At 66.4% G+C, this 18,388-nt stretch carries 12 protein-coding genes and 2 pseudogenes; 5 read left to right on the forward strand and 9 right to left on the reverse strand.

The annotated features are described in order from the left end of the window. Positions 1-131 precede the first annotated feature (131 nt). The 6 genes and pseudogenes from ACTOWJ_RS04845 to ACTOWJ_RS04870 all read right to left on the reverse strand — a co-directional run. Positions 132-1,571 (reverse strand): annotated as a pseudogene (locus tag ACTOWJ_RS04845) (glucoamylase family protein); the annotation flags it as partial. 171 nt (positions 1,572-1,742) lie between these two features. After that, positions 1,743-4,769, reverse strand: coding sequence for a TonB-dependent receptor (locus ACTOWJ_RS04850; protein ID WP_441333461.1), 3,027 nt, complete (start codon positions 4,767-4,769; stop codon positions 1,743-1,745). 102 nt (positions 4,770-4,871) lie between these two features. Then, on the reverse strand, positions 4,872-5,972 hold the full coding sequence (locus ACTOWJ_RS04855; RefSeq protein ID WP_441333462.1) for a LacI family DNA-binding transcriptional regulator: 1,101 nt from the start codon (positions 5,970-5,972) through the stop codon (positions 4,872-4,874). Between the two features lie 182 nt (positions 5,973-6,154). Further along, entirely contained in the window at positions 6,155-6,445 is a 291-nt protein-coding gene (locus tag ACTOWJ_RS04860; protein ID WP_441333463.1) for a BolA family protein, read from the reverse strand. Beyond that, positions 6,442-6,741 carry a YciI family protein gene (locus ACTOWJ_RS04865; protein ID WP_441333464.1) on the reverse strand — a complete coding sequence of 100 codons (300 nt, stop codon included), beginning with the start codon at positions 6,739-6,741 and terminating at the stop codon, positions 6,442-6,444. The genes ACTOWJ_RS04860 and ACTOWJ_RS04865 overlap by 4 nt, the downstream gene beginning before the upstream one ends. 289 nt (positions 6,742-7,030) lie before the next feature. Further along, the gene (locus ACTOWJ_RS04870) at positions 7,031-7,639 is read right to left on the reverse strand and encodes a hypothetical protein (RefSeq protein WP_441333465.1); all 609 of its coding nucleotides are present in this window, start codon (positions 7,637-7,639) and stop codon (positions 7,031-7,033) included. 748 nt (positions 7,640-8,387) lie between these two features. On the opposite strand from ACTOWJ_RS04870, the gene ACTOWJ_RS04875 reads away from it, so the two are divergent. The 4 genes from ACTOWJ_RS04875 to ACTOWJ_RS04890 all read left to right on the forward strand — a co-directional run bounded on the left by ACTOWJ_RS04875 (position 8,388) and on the right by ACTOWJ_RS04890 (position 13,842). Beyond that, positions 8,388-9,308 carry a segregation and condensation protein A gene (locus ACTOWJ_RS04875; RefSeq protein ID WP_441333466.1) on the forward strand — a complete coding sequence of 307 codons (921 nt, stop codon included), beginning with the start codon at positions 8,388-8,390 and terminating at the stop codon, positions 9,306-9,308. 155 nt (positions 9,309-9,463) lie between these two features. Beyond that, positions 9,464-10,489, forward strand: coding sequence for an SMC-Scp complex subunit ScpB (gene scpB, locus ACTOWJ_RS04880; RefSeq protein ID WP_441333467.1), 1,026 nt, complete (start codon positions 9,464-9,466; stop codon positions 10,487-10,489). Then, on the forward strand, positions 10,486-12,153 hold the full coding sequence (gene rluB / locus ACTOWJ_RS04885) for a 23S rRNA pseudouridine(2605) synthase RluB (RefSeq protein WP_441333468.1): 1,668 nt from the start codon (positions 10,486-10,488) through the stop codon (positions 12,151-12,153). The genes scpB and rluB overlap by 4 nt, the downstream gene beginning before the upstream one ends. Positions 12,154-12,621: 468 nt before the next feature. Beyond that, positions 12,622-13,842, forward strand: coding sequence for a serine hydrolase domain-containing protein (locus ACTOWJ_RS04890; protein WP_441333469.1), 1,221 nt, complete (start codon positions 12,622-12,624; stop codon positions 13,840-13,842). A gap of 141 nt (positions 13,843-13,983) precedes the next feature. On the opposite strand, the pseudogene ACTOWJ_RS04895 reads toward ACTOWJ_RS04890, so the two are convergent. Beyond that, positions 13,984-14,082: pseudogene (locus tag ACTOWJ_RS04895) on the reverse strand (DUF1348 domain-containing protein); the annotation flags it as partial. A gap of 338 nt (positions 14,083-14,420) precedes the next feature. On the opposite strand from ACTOWJ_RS04895, the gene ACTOWJ_RS04900 reads away from it, so the two are divergent. Further along, positions 14,421-15,575 carry an NAD(P)/FAD-dependent oxidoreductase gene (locus ACTOWJ_RS04900; protein ID WP_441333470.1) on the forward strand — a complete coding sequence of 385 codons (1,155 nt, stop codon included), beginning with the start codon at positions 14,421-14,423 and terminating at the stop codon, positions 15,573-15,575. 204 nt (positions 15,576-15,779) lie between these two features. On the opposite strand, the gene ACTOWJ_RS04905 is transcribed toward ACTOWJ_RS04900, so the two are convergent. Together ACTOWJ_RS04905 and ACTOWJ_RS04910 are read right to left on the reverse strand one after the other, a co-directional pair. After that, complete coding sequence (locus ACTOWJ_RS04905) at positions 15,780-17,327, reverse strand: hypothetical protein (protein WP_441333471.1); 1,548 nt, start codon at positions 17,325-17,327, stop codon at positions 15,780-15,782. A gap of 79 nt (positions 17,328-17,406) precedes the next feature. Continuing rightward, a complete protein-coding gene (locus tag ACTOWJ_RS04910; protein WP_441333472.1) occupies positions 17,407-18,204 on the reverse strand; it encodes an amidohydrolase in 798 nt (265 codons plus the stop codon). Positions 18,205-18,388 lie beyond the last annotated feature (184 nt).

Consider the following 18,388-nt stretch of genomic DNA (forward strand, 5'->3'; position numbering starts at 1 on the left):
CGCGATTCGGCCTCGCCAAGCGCGCGCGCGGTGGCCGGATCCATGGTGCCGGCCGGTTTCGCCTCGGGCTTGGCCGCTTCGGCCTCTTTCTTGTCGTTATCGCCGTCCTTGCCCTTGCTCTTGTCTTCCGCCGGGGCCAGCCAGCCGCCCTTGAATCCGGCGCGTTCCAGTCCCGCGCGGATGTAGGGATTGCGCTTCATCACGTTCCACACGAACTCGTTGCGGTAGTTGCTGATCATCGCCAGGATCGGGCCCTGGTCGATGCCGATGTAGTCGCTCGACACCCAGCCGTGATCGGGCACCAGCCGTCCGGTCTTGAGCGGAATGTCGTACTTGAAGCTGGGATTGAAGGAGTCCAGGAAACCGTAGCTGGAGTAGATGTACTCGCCGTAGCGCTCGTGCAGGGTCACGGTGGTCGGAATCACGATCTCCGGTGCGAACGGCAACGACGCGATCGCCGCGGTCGGGGCGATGGTGCCGTCGTCGAAATTCTCGCGCAGGCCGGCGCCGCGCGCGGAGTAGTGGCGGAACTGGCGCTGCTCGCCGCGGTATTCCTGCAAGGTCTGCTGCGGGCCATCGCTCGCGGTCAGGCCCCACACTTCCGGGCCGTAATCCTCCCACTTCATCGGATTGGCGATGGCGTAGGCGCGCTGCGCATAAGCGGCGCGGCGGCTGTTCTCGAAATAATCGATGCCGCGCTCGCGCATGTAATCGTCCTGGATGCCGCGGAAATCGATCCAGACGTGGCTGTACTGGTGGCCGAACAAGGGGCCGAAGGCCAGGAATTCCTCGCCCTGGTACACGCCCCACACGTCGTTATAGGTCCGCGTCCACACCGTCCACGCTTCCGGCCCGACCGGATAGGTCGGCGAGCCCAGCGCGAGCACGTACAGCAGCATGGCCTCGTTGTAGCCCATCCAGTCGTGCTTGATGAAGCCGCTCTCTGGGAACCAGCCCATCGACACCAGCGGCTTGTTCTGCTGCAGCCAGGTCCAGTCCACGCGCTTGTACAGCGTGTCGGCCATCTCGCGGATTTCCTTCTCGCGCGGATCGTCGCGGTCGTAATAGGACTGGGCGAACAACACGCCCATCATCAGCAGACCGGTGTCCACGCTCGACAGCTCGACCCAGCTGTCGTAGCGCTGGCCCTTCTGCATGTCCAGGAAGTGGTAGTAGAAGCCCTTGTACGCGCCCTTGCCGGTCGCCTGCGGACCGCTGGGCAGATCGCGCAGGAACTTCAGCGTGGTCAGGGTGCGGTCCACCGCCTGGGTGCGGCTGACCCAGCCGCGCTCGATTCCAACCGGGTATGCGGTCAACGCGAACCCGACCGAAGCGATACTGGCGAACGGCCTGGAGGGATACCGGTCCGGCGTCAGCCCGTTCTGCTCGTTGGTCGTATCCCAGAAGAACTGAAACGTCCGCTTCTCGATATCGCGGAACAACGGCGGCAGCTCCAGCCGCTCCTGCTTGAGCGGCTCGACCACGACGGGCTCCGGACTTACGATCGGTTGCGTTTGCGATTGCGTTTCCGGCTTCTTGCAGGCGGACAGGACGAGCAACAGCGTGCCCATGACAGCGAAGGAAACTGCACGTGTTGTCGTTTTGACGCGTTGCATGAAACCGAAAACCCCTGTGTCTTCGTGGTTGCCGGTATAGACCGGCGGAGCGGTGAAACGTTCACGGATTACGATTGCGGATCGATGGTGCGGCGCCGGCCGCCTCGCGACGGCCGGCGCCGGCGATCACCAATTGAAGCCCATCGACAGCTTGAACGTGCGGGTCGGCAGCGCGATGTTGTCGCGACGCTCGCCGAGCCTCGGATTCGGCGCTATCTGAGTGCCGCGGTAGGTGTCGAAATCGATGTAGTTGCGCCAGTTGAAAACGTTCAGGACATCGCCGCGGGCCCAGAATTTGATGCCGGCGCCGGTGTCCCATTCCTTCTGCAAGGCCATATCGAACTGCTTGAAGCCGATGGTGCTGTCCGGCGTATACGGATCGAAAAAGCAGTTCTTGTCGCCGAACTTGACGCAGTTGGTCGATTCTTCCACCTCCGGGCTGGCCAGGGTCAACTTGCCCGACAGGGTCATGCCGTAAAAATCCATGATGCCGGTGGCGACGAAGCGATGCCTGGACACGCCCACCGCGCGGGTGAAACCGACGTTGTCCAGATTCGGATAGTCGAAGGTGAAGATATCGGAGTTGAAGCGGTTCTCTTTGGCGTCGGTAAACGTATAGGCGAAGCTCGCACCCCAGCCCGACTCTTCGGTGAACGGCTTGTCCAGCGACAGCAGCACCTGCTTGGTCTTGGTCTCCACCGCGTTGTCGCCGATGAAGAATTTGCCGAAGCCCGGCAGGTTGAAGTCGAACGGCGCACCGCCGAACGTCCGGCCCGCCTCATGGAAGCTGCCGTCGGGACGGCGGTTGCCCAGCGCGAACAAGATCCCGTCGTGACTGCGCACGTAGGCCAGGGTCGCCGAGGAATTCCACTCGTGACCGAACATCGCAAAGCCGTTGCGCATGCCGAGGCTGAACTGATCCGAGTAAGGCGTCTTCAGATCGTTGTTGATCAGGAACACTTCGCTGCCCGCGTTCGGACGCTGACGCGCCAGCGCGGCCAGCGTTTCGGGATCGTAGAAGCTGGGATCGAAGTTGAAGCAATTGCCGGTCGGGGTGACTGTGCAGGTATGGCCGGGCGAATTGAACTGATAAGTGATCTGCTGGAACGCCAGGCGGTAGCTCTCGAAAGAGAGATAGTCGAACTGATTGCGGTTGTACGAACGGCCGGCGCCGCCGAAGATCACATGGCGTTCGTCGCCATTGAGATCGTAGGAGAAGCCCAGACGCGGCTGCCAACCGTCCTTGAACGCTTTGCGGTTGTTGCCGGTGCTGATGTAATCGTTGATGTCGTAGTCGACGCCGGGCTGGTGGATGTTGGAGAAATTCTGCAGCGCGGCGACCAGATTGGCCGGGGTGCGGAAATTCTCATAGCTCGGCGTGGTCTCGTAATCCCAACGCAGACCCAGGTTCAAGGTCAGGTGCTCGTTGACTTCCCAGTCGTCCTGCAGATAGATGCCGAACTGTTTGTTCTTCGACTTCACGCTCGGCGGGAAATCGCTGGCGGTGCCGGAGAAATTCACCTCGTAGGGCGTGGCGAAATTACGGATGTCGTAGCGGAACTGCGGCGAGTACGGCTGCTTCTCCATCGCGCTGATATCGATCATCTTGTACTTCACGCCGGCCTTGACCGTGTGGCCTTCCCAGCCGTTCCAGGTGAAGTCGTTCTGCAGCGCGTAACCCTTCTGGCCCTTGTCCTGGAAATCACCGCCACCGCCGAAGAACAGCACTTCTTCCATCACCGGATTGTTGAGATTCTCCTCGCCCTGTTTGGGCACGCGCAGTTGGTAGCCATTGGCCACGGTTACCGGGCGCGGGCCGAAGGTGGTGTCCTCGTAGGTCAGGTGCGCGTCGTTGAGCCAGTTGGCCGCGCTGTACTGGTAGCGCAGATCCAGGCGAGTCTCCTCGCCGGCCTTGAGCGTGCCGTAATCGCCGAGCCGGGCGCCGCCGATGCCGGTCAGCTCATCTTCCTTGCGGTACTTGGCGGTGAACTCGATCAGATGGGCGTCGCCCGGGGTCCAATCGATCTTGCCGAAATACAGGTCTTCCTTGAACGGCGCGCTGATCGACTCGCGCGCCATGTCCTGGAACTGCGCCGGCAGCTGGTCGATCCGGTAATTGCGACCGGGTGTGATCGAACGCGGCGAGTTGTATTCCTTGGCCTCGTAGGTCACGAAGAAATGCATCTTGTCCTGAATCAGCGGACCGCTGAAGGACGCGCCGTACTGATCTTCCTTCTGCTGCGCCTTGGGCACTTCGCCCTTTTCCTCGCGCACGGTCTTGGCCGACCATTCATCGGAGGTGTGATCCCAGAAGAAGCTGCCATGAAACTCATTGCCGCCGGACTTGGTCACCGCGGTGATCGCCGCGCTGCTGAGCTGGTCGTACTCGGCCTTGTAGTTGGAGGTGATCACCTTGTATTCGGCGATGCCCAACTGCGGAAACGGGTTGCCGCGGCTGGAGTCCTGGCCGGTGATGCCGCCCTTGAGCACGTAGTCCTTCTGGCCCACGCCATCGACGTAGACGTTGATGCCGCTGCTGAGCTGGCCGCCGCTGCGCAACTTGGTCGAGCCTTCGGTGCCGGTGGTGAACTGCACGCCCGGCACGATGTCGGCGAAGGCGAGGAAGTTGCGCGAGGCCTGCGGCAACGCGGCGATCTGCTTGTTGCTGACGTAGGTCGCGATTTCCGAGGTCTTGGTCTCGACCAGCGCGGTGGACGTCACCGTCACCTTGTCCAGATCGGTGGCCTCTCCCGCCGGCGCGGTCTCGGCCACGCCGCCGGTGGACAGATTGAGCGTCGCCGACTGGCCGACCGCGACGGTGACGTTGCGGGTGTTGGTCTGGCCGCCTGCGTTGACGTCGATGCGATAAGTGCCCGGCGGCAGGCCGGCGAGCGAATAGTGGCCGTCCGCGCCGGTCTGCACCTTGCGGCTCAGGCCGCTGGCGATGTTGGTCGCGGTGACGCTGGCGTTGGCGGCCGGGCCGCCGTCGCTGCTGACCACTCCGCGGATCGTCGCCGCGGTGCTTTGCGCCAGCGCGGTAGGCGCGGCCATGGCCATGCAGCTGAGCAGCGCGCAGGCGAGCAGATTGCGGCGCGAGGCGATGCGAAAAACGGATCCGGGGCGGCGTTGGGCTTGCGAATCGTGGTGAGTCATTTGCGTTCCTCCCTCCAAGGAGCACGTACTGCAAAATTGCGTCGGTAAGGCGGCTTGCTTGTGTAATCGCTTACACACGCGACCAAATTTTTTTCGACGCGATCAGGCACCGCCCCCTCGGCGTGCTCCCGACTCGCGCACGATCAATTCCGGCCGCAACGGCTCGCTTTGCCGCTGACGTTGGTTCTCTGGTTTGATCTGGTCGTGCTGGCTTTCCTCCTGCTCGCGCAGGTCGTGTCTGGCTTGGTGCGATTGCGCGTCCTGCGCGGCGGTGTCCGTATTCAAACGGGTGAGCAGCAAACGCGCGGCGCGGGCGCCGAGCTCGGCGATATTGACCCGCATGGTCGTGAGCGTGGGGTGGACGTAGCGCGCGAGCGGAATATCATCGAAACCGGTCACCGCGATGTCGGCGGGCACCTTCAGGCCGGCCTGAACCAGCGAGAACAGGCAGCCCAGCGCCATCATGTCGTTGGCCGCGAACACCGCATCGGGCCGCTGCGACGCGGCCAGCAGCGTCTGTCCGGCGGCGTGGCCGGAGGCCTCGTCGAACGCGCCGGGCAAGACCCATTCCGTTGCGTCCGGCAACAGACGCGCGAGCGCCTCGCGGTAACCGCGCAGGCGTTCGTGAGCGTCGAAATTGTCTTCCGGGCCGGCGATGAAGACGATCCGGCGGTGGCCGCTGGCGACCAGGTACTCGACCATGGCCTGCGCGCCGCCGTAGTTGTCCACGCTCAGCGACAACACCTCGGGTGCGTCGCTCTGCGCGTTGATCAACACGATCGGCAGCGCCGGCGACAGTTCCTCGACGATCGAGGCATGCGCGGCGGCATACGGCGACATCACCAGCAGCCCGTCGACGCGGCCGCGCATCGCGCGCAGCGCCGAGACTTGTTCGTCGGGACGGCCGTGATAGCTGGACACCAGCAGGTGCAGCCGATGCTCGCGCGCGACCTGATCGACGCCGCGCACCAGTTCGGAGAAGAATTCGCCGTGCAGATCCGGCAACACCACGCCCAGCGTCTGCGTGCGCCGGCTGCTCAGACTGCGGGCGGCCGCGTGCGGCGTGTAGCGAAGGTCGTTGGCGACGGCGAGCACGCGCCGACGCACCTCCTCGGCGACGTTGCCGTGGCCGTTCAAGGTCCGCGATACGGTCGCCACCGACACCTGGGCCGCGCGGGCGACATCTTTGATCGTCACGCTCACCACTGTCCTGGACCGCCCCTCGCGGCTGGAAAGTGCGACGACTGTAAACGTTTTCAGGAACAAGTGTAAAGCGCTTGTTATGAAAAACGGTTAGAGCGCCAGACTGCCCGATTCGATCGCGCCGATCATGCTGCGCTGCGCCATGGAACTGTCGACCGGCGCGGCCTCGTGTGCGGCAGCCTTCAAACTTCTTGCGGCGTCTTGGCGCTGATCGCCAACGCGTGAATATCGGTGGTCATCAGTTCGCCGACCGCCGCATACACCGCGCGGTGCCGCGCGATCGGATTCAGACCGGCGAACGCGGCGCTGACCACCGCGACGCGGAAGTGCCCTCGCCCATCCAGCGCGCCGGCGTGTCCGGCGTGGCGATGGCTTTCGTCTTCGATCTCCAGCGCGGTCGGCGCCAACGCGGCTTCGATCGCGGCGCGGATCGCCTCGACCCGCTGCTCGCGCGGCAACGGCCCGGCGTTCACGGCAACACCTTGCGGAACGGCCGCACCTCGACGCGTGCGTACACCCCGGCTTCGACGTAAGGATCGGCATCGGCCCAAACGCGCGCGGCTTCCAGCGATTCGAACTCGGCCACGATCAGACTGCCGCTGAAACCGGCCGGACCCGGGTCTTCCGCATCGATGGCCGGGCACGGGCCGGCGAGCAACAGGCGGCCTTGGTCGCGCAACGCGGTCAGGCGCTGCAGATGCGCCGGGCGCGCGGCGCCGCGCTTGGGCAGGGCGTCGGCGACGTCGTAACCTTCGATCAAATACCACATGGCCTTGCCTCGACTCGTAGCTGCGCAATGAGGCCGCCATTGTAGCGGCGACGGCCCGACGTCCGGCGATACCCCGATCGGCGAACGCAGCGCGGCGATGCGGCGGCCGCTTACGAAAACGGCCCGCATCGCGCGGATGCGGGCCGTTCCGGGACGACGCTTCGAAATCTCGCTCAGGCGACCCATGTTGAACGCCTTTGCCGACCGATTCGACGATGGCGTACTTGGGCATCGCACATCTCCTTGTCGATGTTGATTCGCACCGGCCCGCGAGGCGCGGGCCGGCGAATCAGCGCAGATGCTGGGCGAGTTGCCAGCAGTCGCGCTTGAATTGGAATACGTAGGCTTCCGGCGAACCGAAGGTCTTGACCACGTCCTCGTCCGGCGAGAACTCGGCCTTGACGAAATCCAGGCGCATGCTGTCGCCGGAGAGTTTGCGATCGAGTTTGATGCGGCTCAACTGTCCCGCGTCCTTGCCCGGCTCGTCGTAAGACCACTGATAGTCGACCAGCGCGATCCGGAACGGGTCGGCCTGTTGCGGGGTGTGCGCGGCGATCAGCTTGTCTGGATGCTTGATGTCGCGGACCTCGATCTGCGGCGCGCTGTAGGCGGCGCGCAGCTCGGGCTCGGAGATGAACTGTTCGAGGAAGGCGCCGAAGCCGTCCTCGGTCTTGGCGCAGGCGCCTTCGGCCAGTTGCGGCCGCGGCGCGGTTTCGAATCCGGGCTTACCGCCCTGCGGGGCCAGTTGGGATGCGTCCGGGGTGGGTTGCGAAGGCGCCGCATCAACCGCCGGCGCCGGTACCGCTGCCGCGGCAGCCGCTGGTTCGGCCGGAGCCGAGGCCTTGCAGGCCGACAATACGACGACCAGCACGGCGGCCGCGATCCTTGTTCGATTCATCTGATTCCCCGTTCCATGAAGGTGGATGCAGCTGGCTGACGTCAGTTTAGCCGCTGATTCGTGCCTGATTTTCGGTGCCTGATTTTCGGTGCCCGATCTTCGGCGCCCGATCTCCGGCGTACCTTGCATGCCCCCGATAGTCCGAACGGACCCGGGCTCCCGATCCAGCCACCGCGCGCGTTCGAGTCCCCGCAGCAATGTGGACGGGTTTCGTCGCCTGATTGCACCAGCCTGGCCCCGCCCCTGGCCGCGCCACCCTCGCCCCGGGCACACCGTCGGCGCGATCCGGATTGGCTGAACCGGGAGCTGCGTCGAAGCCGGCATTCATCCCGGCGCTGGACACTGCCCGCCCCAGCCCTTACCCTAAACGTCAATTGCCGTCAGGCCGGATGCAGCAAACCCGTCGCGACCGGAACCCACACCGTCGCCACGTCCGCACCCGTACTCTCCCGCACATCATCGGTGCGCCAGTACGCTTGCATCGCTGCAGTCCACCGGCCCGCGCCCGCAACCCTCGACGCCTTAGCCGCCACGCCCTTAGCGTGTCGCGCAGGCCGGGATCGTTCGGGCCAAGCACACGCCTTTTATTGAGTGGTTGGTAGCACCCGTAGGGACGCTCGGTTTTCGGGTGTACGTCCCGAGTGTACGCAGTCGGTTGTACGCAACCGTCACGGCATTCCTGGTGCGGCCTCGTGCCGTACGCATCGTCGCAACAGCTGTGCCCATGGCCCGGAGGGGCCGGTTCTGAATGACCAACGAACCCGCGCCCGCCGCGACCGAACCCCCGGGGCCCGCCCCAGGCCCGACGACGCCTCAGCAGCAGGAAATGCCGCTGGCGGTGATCCACGGCCAGCCGGTGCTGCAGATTCCGCAGGATCTGTACATCCCGCCGGACGCGCTGGAAGTCATTCTGGAAGCCTTCGAGGGCCCGCTGGACCTGCTGCTTTACCTGATCCGCCGGCAGAACCTGGACATCCTGGACATCCCGGTCGCCGAGATCACCCGGCAATACGTCGACTACATCCAGGCCATGCACGAAATGCGTTTCGAGCTGGCCGCCGAATACCTGGTCATGGCCGCGATCCTGGCCGAGATCAAATCGCGCATGCTGCTGCCGCGCGCGCCGAACGAGGAAGGCATCGAGGAAGACCCCCGCGCCGAACTGGTCCGCCGCCTGCAGGAGTACGAGCGGTTCAAGAAGGCCGCCGAGGACATCGACACCCTGCCCCGTCAGGACCGCGATACCGTGCCGGTGCAGGCTTACGTGCCCGATCGCGCCTCGGTCAAGCTGCCGCCGCCGGTGGAGTTGAAGGAAATGCTGCTGGCGCTGCACGACGTGTTCAAGCGCGCCGAGCTGTATACCCAGCACGCGATCAAGCGCGATGCGCTGAGCGTGCGTCAGCGCATGGGCGAGCTGCTCACGCGCATGAACGACGGCGTGTTCCACCGTTTCGAATCGCTGTTCACGGTCGAGGAAGGCCGGCTCGGCGTGGTGGTGACCTTCCTGGGGCTGCTGACCCTGGCCAAGGAGCAGTTGATCGAAATCGTGCAGGAGGGGCCGCTGGCGCCGATCTACGTCAAGTCGCTGGCGCTGATGAAAGACCCGGACGAGATCGAACTCAGCAGCGAGTTCGACGACGCCGCCAACGACGACGATCGCGCCCTGTGAGCGCCGGCGTCGGACAGTCCGTAGCGCGGACGTCACTCGCATCCGACGCGCCACCGCTGTCTGCCCTGTCCCGCCCGCCTCGCATCGGCCCGCGTCACGGCTGAACCGTTTTTGCTCTTCCGAATCACGAATCCCCATTCCCGAATCCCGGCTCCATGGACCAACATCTCATCACCCGCATCGTCGAAGCCGCCCTGCTCGCGGCCAACCAGCCGCTGACGCTGGCGCAGTTGCGTGAACTGTTCCCCGAGGACCAGCCCGCGCCGCCGGACAGTATCGAGACCGCGCTGCAGACCCTGCGCCAGGGCTGCGCCGAGCGCGGCGTGGAACTGGTCGAGCTGGCCTCCGGCTTCCGCTTCCAGGTTCAGGCCGACGTGCACCCTTGGGTGGCGCGGCTGTGGACCGAACGCCAGACCCGCTACACCCGCGCCACCCTGGAAACCTTGGCGCTGATCGCCTACCGCCAGCCGATCACCCGCGGCGAGATCGAGCAGGTCCGCGGCGTGGCGGTCAGCAGCAACATCATCAAGGCCCTGGAAGAACGCGAGTGGATCCGCGTGGTCGGCCACCGCGACGTGCCCGGCAAGCCGGCCCTGTTCGGCACCACCAAGACCTTCCTGGATTACTTCGGGCTCAAGCGCCTGGACGAACTGCCGCCGCTGTCGGAGCTCAAGGACATCGGCGAGCTCGAACCGCAGCTGGCACTGGACGGCGAGCCGATCGTGGCCGGCGGCATCGGCCGCGGCGGCAGGGAAGCGGACGGCGGCGACGATCGGGCACCGGGCGAATCCGAAGCCGGCAACGCCGATGCGGCTTTCGCCAATGCGGATCTCGCCAATACGGATCTCGCCGACGAATCCATCGACAAGCGCGGTGAAGTCAACGACGACGACTACGGCGATGAAGAAATCGCCGCCGCCGAAGACGCCTCGGCCCCGGCCGAAGCCGAAGCCGGCGATGAAGCAACTCCCCAATCCGAAGCCGCCGGCGCAACCGCCGACGGCGAAGACGACACCGAACACACCGAACACACCGTCCTTTCGGACGACCCCGAAGCCGCGCCGGGCAAGCGCGCGGCGGACGCGAACGATCACGAGCAAGACCAACACGCCGTCGAGACGACGACCGTTCCGGAACTTGAGGCTGAGTCCGAAGACGACCAGCCGGAGCAACAGAAATGACTGACGAAAAACCCCGCAAGCTCTCATTGAAGCGCAGCGGTGACAGCGCGGCGCCCGAAGCGCCGCGATTGGAAGAACGCCTGCACAAGGTCCTCGCGCAAGCGGGCCTGGGCTCGCGCCGCGCGCTGGAGCAGCGCATCGCCGACGGCCTGGTCAAGGTCAACGGCGAGATCGCGCAGATCGGCGTAAGCATCAAGGGCGGCGACAAGATCGAACTCGACGGCCGCAGCTTCGTCGCCAGCGCGCTGACCGAACCCTCGCGCGTGCTGATGTACAACAAGCCCGAAGGCGAGGTCACCACTCGCGAAGATCCCGAAGGCCGCCCGACCATTTTCGATTCGCTGCCCGCGCTCAAGGGCGCGCGCTGGATCGCGATCGGCCGCCTGGACATCAACACCACCGGCCTGTTGCTGCTGACCACCGACGGTGAGTTGGCCAACGCGCTGATGCATCCCTCCTTCGAAGTCGAGCGCGAATACGTGTGCCGCGTGCGCGCCCCCGAAGGCCAGGACAGCGTGCCCGACAACCTGGTCGACCGCCTCGCCCGCGGCGTGGCCCTGGAAGACGGCCCGGCCAAGTTCGATGAGATCGAACGCATCGGCGGCACCGATTCGCACGACTGGTTCCGCGTCGTGGTCAAGGAAGGCCGCAACCGCGAAGTGCGCCGCCTGTGGGAGTCGCAGGGCTGCCAGGTCAGCCGCCTCAAGCGCATCCGCTACGGCACCGTCTCGCTGCCGCGCGAACTGCTGCGCGGCCATTCGCAGGAACTGGCCAACGACAAGGTCGACGCGCTGCGCACCGTACTGGGCCTGGAAGACGGCACCCCGTCGGCGCTGACGCTGCAGCCTGTGATCGGCCAGCGCAAGGCGGCCAAGGCCACCGTGCATCTGTCCGGCGAACGCTCGGCCGGCTACGTCAGCGGCCACAACACCGCCGATGAAGGCCGCGAACTGCGTCGTTTCGACCACGTCCGCGAAGATCGCGGCGGCCGCGGCCGCGGCGGTCCGCGCAAGCCCGGCGGTCTGACCGTCAGTGGCGAAGCCGCTGCCCGCCAGTCGCAGAAACCGTTCAAGCAGCGCAAGGAAAAGGGCGTCAAGCCCCTGCCCGACGGCAATCCGGCCGCGTTCCGCACCTGGTACGTGCCCGAAGGCGTCGAGACCGGCCCGAGCGGTCATCGCAATCCCGACGGTCGCGGCAAGAAGCCTTACGGCAACAAGCCGGCCGGCGCGCGCGGTCCCGGTGCGGGTGCGGGCGCAGGCGCCGGACGCGGCCGTCCCCAGGGCGGCGGCTTCGGCGGCGAGCGCAATGGCAACACCACCGGCGGCAACGGCAACGGCCCGTACGGCGAGCGCCGTGGCGGCGGTCAGGGTGGTCAAGGCGGCCAGGGGCAAGGTCAGGGCCAAGGCCAGGGGCAGCGCAGTTCGCGTCCCTACGGTCATCCCGGCAATGCGCCGAGCTTTCCGTCCGATCACGCCAATCCGGGTTTCAGCCCTTACGGCAGCGAGCGCCCCGCGCGCGGCAACGCGCGTCCGGGCGGCAAGCCCAGCGGTCCGCGTCCTGGCGGCCCGCGCCCCGGTGGCAACGCGGCACGTCCGGGCGGCCCGCGTCCCGGCGGCCCGCGCGGCGGCGGACGCCCCGGCGGCGGTCGCGGTCCGCGTGGCTGAGTCGAGCTCGCCACGGTCGACGCCGGCGTGATGAGCGCGGGCGAACCGGCATGAATCAAAGGGCGCTTCGGCGCCCTTTGTTTTTTGAAGTGTTGAATGAGAGTCTTTCGGCAAGCATTTGAATAAAAGGGATTATTTTGGTGTTATTTCCGCCTGACCGCATCATTCCGCCCTCACTGCATTCTCCCGCTCGCCCTCATCCTCACAACCGTCATCCCCGCCTTCGCGGGGATGACATCCGTAGGTGACGTTACCCGCGCGTCGATACCCCAAACTTCATAGATAGCTCCATCGGCAAACCCGGTGCGCACCAGCCGCAAACTCTGGTCCGACCGCGCGCAAGGCCCACGCCGAATCCCCAACGAACGCCATCCGACCTCGGCACCGCAGTGTTTCGCCACCGTCACTTGTGCACTGCATCATCAGCGTCCAGTTTGGCCCCACCTAAGCGAAGACACAGGCGCGCCCATGAACCTGCCCGTTCTCGAACCCACCCGCCTCGACGCGGTCGACGCCCGCCCCGCGCCGATCGCCTTGCGCGACCGCATCGACGAAGCCGTCGACCGCGCCCTCAACGAACGCCGCCTGATCGGCGCGGTGGTCCTGGTCGCCCGCGACGGCGAACTGATCTACCGCCGCGCCGCCGGCCTGGCCGATCGCGAGTCCGACCGGTTGATGCGCGAAGACGCGATCTTCCTGCTGTCCTCGGTCACCAAGCCGATCGTCGCCGCCGCCGCGATGAAGCTGGCCGAACAAGGCCGCATCGATCTGGATGCGCCGGTCACCGACTATCTGCCGCAGTTCCGGCCGCGCCTGGACGACGGCAGCGAACCGACCATCACGCTGCGTCAATTGCTCGGCCACACCTCCGGGCTGAGCTATCGCTTCGGCGAAGCGGCCGGCAGCGACTACGACACCCTCGAGGTCTCCGACGGGTTCGATCAACCGGGGTTGGGCATCGAGGAGAACCTGCGCCGCCTGGCCCGGACCCGCCTGCGTTTCGCGCCCGGCCAGGGTTTCAAATATTCCCTCTCGCTCGACGTGCTCGGCGAAGCCATGGCGCGCGCCACCGCCACGCCGCTGCCGAAACTGATCGAGGAACTGATCACCGCGCCCTTGGCGATGAAGGACACCGGCTTCGCCCTCGCCGATCACAAGCGCACCGCCACGCCCTACACCGACGGCCTCGCCGCGGACGGTTCGCGCCGTCCCGCGCGCATGCACGAAGACACCTCGCTGCCGTTCTTCGACGGTGTGCTGCGTTATGCGCCCGGCCGCCTGGAGAACGCGGATTCCTACGCATCCGGCGGCGCGGGGATGGCCGGCAGCGCCGGCGATGTGTTGCGCGTGCTGGAAGCGCTGCGCCAAGGCGGCGGCAACCTCCTGCGGCCCGACTCGGTCGCCGCGATGATGCGCGACCAGGTGCCCGCACCGATCGAAGGCCTGGATCCGGGCTGGGGCTACGGTTATGGCGCGGCGGTGTTGAGCGATCCGATCGCCGCCAACACGCCGCAGTCGCGCGGCACCTTCGCCTGGGGCGGCGTGTACGGGCATTCGTGGTTCATCGATCCGGCGCGCAAACTCACCGTGGTCGCCCTGACCAACACTGCCATCGAAGGCATGATGGGCCAGTTCACCCTGGACCTGCGCAATGCGGTATATGCGGGATTGGACGCGGCTGGCGCCTGATCGTCGTTTTTACGAATGCACGAAGTCGTCTTGTAGGAGCTGCGCAAGCTGCGACCGCGAAACCACGACCGCGACGCAAGCGTGTTTCGCGGTCGCAGCTTGCGCAGCTCCTACACGCGGTTGGCGGACATTCGTCGCAAGTTACAGACCCAGATCGCTCAGACCCGGATGTTCGTCGGGGCGCCGGCCCTGCGGCCAATGGAACTTGCGCTCGCTTTCGGCGATGGGCCGGTCGTTGATGCTCGCCTGGAGACCGCGGTCACAGCCTTGTGTGCATCAACGTCCTCTCGGCGGGCCGCAAAGTCTCGGGCCTGAATCCCTCCCGCAACCGCTCTTCATAGCGTTGAAGTCTTTTGTGGGAGGGGCTTCAGCCCCGACTCCTGCGATCCGAACGCGACATGGCAGCGAAAAGCGTCGGGCCTGAAGGCCCTCCCACAAAAGATTTCGGCGCTGACGCCGTCGCTTACCGTTATTTTTGCGCTCCACGTCACCCTCTGCCGGCACTTCACACAGCCGCCATACGCGCTTCGCGCAATGCGCCGACACTGTGCCGCACCCCTCAACGCACAGGTCCGCCCATGAACCAGGACACCGCTCACTACGATTGCGATCTGGTGGTCGTCGGCGCGAGCTTCGCCGGTGCGGCCTGCGCGCTCGCCGCGGCGCGCGCGGGCTTGCGCGTGGTCGTGCTCGAACGCAAACGCGATCCCGGCGACAAACTGCGCACGACCGGGATCGTGGTCAAGGAAGCCGCCGAACAGACCTGGCTGAGCCGCGCGCCGGCCGGTTGTCTGCACCGGGTCGAGCGCGTGCGTTTGTATTCGCCCAAGCTGCGCAGCATGGCGCTGAGCGCGCCGGGTTATTACTTCCTGACCACCGACACGCCGCGACTGATGCGTTGGCTGGCGCAGGAACTGCTGCGCCACGGCGTGGACCTGCGCCTGGGCGCGTCGTTCACCCAGGCCGAACGCGACGGCGAAGGCTGGCGCGTGGAAGGCGTGGGCCGCACGCATTATCTGGTCGGCGCCGACGGCGCCAAATCACGCGTTGCCGAGCGCACCGGCCTGGGCCGCACGCACGAATTCCTCTACGGCATCGAGTACGAGTTTCCCGGCGCCACCCTGCCCGAATCGGGCGCCCTGCACTGCTTCGTCAGCAAGCGCTATGCGCCGGGCTACATCGGCTGGATCGCGCAGAACCCCGGCGGCGTGCAGGCGGGCCTGGCGCTGCGGCACGACCCCGAGCACGCGCGCGTGCCCGACATCGACGGCTTCCTGGCGCGCGTGCGCGAGGTGGTGGGACTGAGCGCGCAACTGCAGCCCGCGGCGACCCGCGCCGGCCTGATTCCCTGCGGCGGCCCGGTGTTCCCGCTCGCGCGCGACGGGGCGATGCTGACCGGCGACGCCGCCGGCATCGTTTCGCCGGTGACCGCCGGCGGCATCCATTCGGCCTGGGCGCACGGCGAAACGCTGGGCCAAGCGATCGCGCTGCACGCGCGCGGTATTGGCCCGGCGCCCGAATCGATCGCCCAGGACGCCGCGCCGAAGTTCCGCAGCAAACGCGCGCTGCGCTGGGCGTTCGACCGCTTCCAGTTCGACTGGCCGTTCGATCTGTTGCTGCACTCGGCGCCGCTGCGCTGGGCGGCCGAACAGGTTTACTTCCACAAACGCGGCGTCAGCGAGGACGCGATCGAAGGCGACCGCGCGCACTCGCGCGCACGGGAGCATTACTGAGCGCGAACAGCGCGCTGCGAGCGACGCGGCGACTCGGGGTGGGCCTTGCGACGAGGCCTCCGGCGCGCGCGGTGGATCCGATTGTCGCGGTCGCGGCTTGCGCCGCTCCTACAGCGAAGCATCCGAAGCCCCTGTAGGAGCGGCGCAAGCCGCGACCGCGAAACACGCCTGCCACGCAAGCCGCCGACGCACGCCGCGGCCCCTTTACTGCGGAGGTTTACCCATGCGCTGGCGCAACTGCTGGGCGAAAGACGCCTGCACGCGATCCTTGGGATCGGCCACGGCGAAGAAACGCTCGGCCATCGCTTCGGCGCCGGGATCGCCGACATCCATCAGCACCCAGGCGCGCATGAACAGCGAACGCGGATCCTTCGGATATTTGTTCACCAGTTCCTCGGTGCAGATCAGCGCCTTGTCGGCGAACAACTGCGGCGTGATCTGCAACTGGCACCAATTGCGATAGGTCCAATGCAGATCGGCGCTGCCTTCAAGCGCTTTTTCCAGCGATTCGCGCGCCAGGTCGTACTGGCCCAGTTCCTGCGCCGAGCGGCCCAGCGAGTTGTAGGTGAAGGCATCGGCGTCGCCTGACGCGACCAGCCGCTGGCCGTCGCGCACCGCATCGACGAAGCGGCCCAGGCGATCGTAGGCGCCGGTGCGCAACACTCGGAAGTAACTGCGGTCGGGAATGAAGCGCAGCGCCTGCGAGGCGTAGCCGGCCGCGCCCAGATAATGCCGCCTGCGATAGGCATCGGCGGCCGCGTAGCCCAGCATGTCGGGCAACGGTCGTTGCGCGGTGGCCTTGCCCAGCAAGGCCGAGTAAGGCATCACCGGCGCCTTCTGGTTCAATGCGATCAGCGCCTGTGCCTGCTCCAGGTCGCCCGCCAGCGAGGCCAATGCGGGATAACGGGCCTGATGCGTCTGGATATGGCGCAGCACCGCTTCCAGATCGGCTTGGGTGCCGTGCCACTTCGGCGCAGCCCGCTGCAGCCAGGTGTGGACTACGTACCACGATCCGGGATCGACGCTCAGGCAGGCTTCGCGCGCCTGGGCTCGTACCACCGTATCGCTGATGTATTGGCCGATCTTGAACTGAGCGTCGCAGGCAGGCGACAGACGCGGTTCGATCGCCAACGCGCGTCGCAGCAGCGGCAACGCGCGCTGGAATCCACGGGTCATTCCACGCAATTGCTGCTGCGAGGTTTCGTCGATGAACTTGCCGCCCCGATCGCGCAGCGCTTCGCTCAGGCGCACCAACCCGCGCGCACTCAAGGCGTATGCGCTTTCCGGCGAGGCGCGCAGCCAGCGCTCGGACAACGCGCCCGCGGCTTCGCTGTCGTCCCAGATTTCGAAATCGATGAACAACTGATCGGCGCGATCGCCGCCCTGGTAATGCGCTCGCAACGATTCGGCGTACCACGCGTCCAGTCGCTGCGCGCCGTCGGGCGCGTCGAGCATGTCGCCGATCTTCTCCAGGCTCAGCTCGGATTCGCGCAGGATCAGGCAGCGCGCTTTCGCCGCGCCGTCGGGCCACTGTTGTCCCGGCAGGTCCGGGTACGCCAGGCAGGTCTTGACCCGGTCGCCGAGCGCCTCGGCTTCCTGGACCGCATCCAGGTAACCCCTCCAGCGCTCCTGTTCTGACTGGCTCACCTCCAGGCGCGGCAGCGCGCGGGTGTAGTCCTGATCCGGCGCCTCGCCGCAAGCGGCCAGCGCCATCGCCAGCGCCGCCACGCTCCAAATACGCGATCCGTGCATGCTGATCTCCCGACTATCGGCGCATTTTATGCCGCAATCGCCCCGCGCGAGCGGTCCGACGCGGTCGCCGCGCCCAAGATCAAGCCAGTTCGAACCGATCCCCGTCGAGCATCGCCGGGAAACGTTCGCGATGCGCGGCCAGTTCGGCCGCCTGCAGGGTCGTGGTGACCACCACTTCTTCGTCGGTGCATTCGCTGACCGGATGACCGAGGAAATCGATCACCGCGCTGTCGCCGGCATAGTGCAGGCCGTTGCCGTCGTCGCCGACGCGGTTGAGCCCGGCGACGTAGCACAGGTTCTCGATCGCCCGCGCGCGCAGCAGGGTCTTCCACGGATAGGCGCGCGCCGACGGCCAGTTGGCGACGTACAACAGCAGATCGAAGTCCGGCGCGCCGGCGCGCTCGACATCGAAGCGGTTGCGCGAAAACACCGGGAAACGCAGGTCGTAGCAGACCATCGGGCAGATCCGCCAGCCCTTCCACTCCACCGTCAGGCGGTCGCGGCCGGCGGCGTAGCGCTCGTGCTCCTTGGCGAAGCGGAACAGGTGGCGCTTGTCGTAGGTCTGCAGCCCGCCGTCGGGCGTGGCGAACAGCAGGCGGTTGAACACGCCCTCATCGGTGCGCAGTTGCACGCTGCCGGTGATCGCGGCGCCGAGCTTGGCGGCCTGCTCGCGGATCCAGGCGACGGTCGGGCCGTCCATGGTCTCGGCGTTGCCGATGGCCTCGTTGCTGAAGCCACTGGTGAAGGTCTCCGGCAGCAACACCAGATCGGTGATGCCGTGCAGCGATGAGATCAGATCGCCGTAGTACTCGCGATTGCCGGCGGGGTCGTGCCAGCGGGTGGCGCCTTGGACTAGGGAAACGCGGAGGTCTTTCATGGGATCGGCCTGACGTGCGGTCTGCGGCCATTATGGCCCGAGTCGCAAGCACGCGATCGCCGACGGCGGCATGAAATCGCAACGCTGCATCGGTACGCGGGCATGCAACGACCGGGACCGCGCGGGCCGCTGGAGCGGACCGGTCGCACCACCTGGGCCGCCGCCGCAACCGCGGCTCGCGCCG

Origin of the sequence: Lysobacter sp. CA199 (assembly GCF_052078715.1) — a bacterium.
Classification (GTDB): domain Bacteria; phylum Pseudomonadota; class Gammaproteobacteria; order Xanthomonadales; family Xanthomonadaceae; genus Lysobacter.

Coding starts and splice junctions, on each gene's coding strand:
- ACTOWJ_RS04850 (WP_441333461.1), bottom strand. CDS start 4,769: ATGACTCACCACGATTCGCAAGCCCAACGCCGCCCCGGATCCGTTTTT.
- ACTOWJ_RS04865 (WP_441333464.1), bottom strand. CDS start 6,741: ATGTGGTATTTGATCGAAGGTTACGACGTCGCCGACGCCCTGCCCAAG.
- ACTOWJ_RS04870 (WP_441333465.1), bottom strand. CDS start 7,639: ATGAATCGAACAAGGATCGCGGCCGCCGTGCTGGTCGTCGTATTGTCG.
- ACTOWJ_RS04875 (WP_441333466.1), top strand. CDS start 8,388: ATGACCAACGAACCCGCGCCCGCCGCGACCGAACCCCCGGGGCCCGCC.
- scpB (WP_441333467.1), top strand. CDS start 9,464: ATGGACCAACATCTCATCACCCGCATCGTCGAAGCCGCCCTGCTCGCG.
- rluB (WP_441333468.1), top strand. CDS start 10,486: ATGACTGACGAAAAACCCCGCAAGCTCTCATTGAAGCGCAGCGGTGAC.
- ACTOWJ_RS04890 (WP_441333469.1), top strand. CDS start 12,622: ATGAACCTGCCCGTTCTCGAACCCACCCGCCTCGACGCGGTCGACGCC.
- ACTOWJ_RS04900 (WP_441333470.1), top strand. CDS start 14,421: ATGAACCAGGACACCGCTCACTACGATTGCGATCTGGTGGTCGTCGGC.
- ACTOWJ_RS04905 (WP_441333471.1), bottom strand. CDS start 17,327: ATGCACGGATCGCGTATTTGGAGCGTGGCGGCGCTGGCGATGGCGCTG.
- ACTOWJ_RS04910 (WP_441333472.1), bottom strand. CDS start 18,204: ATGAAAGACCTCCGCGTTTCCCTAGTCCAAGGCGCCACCCGCTGGCAC.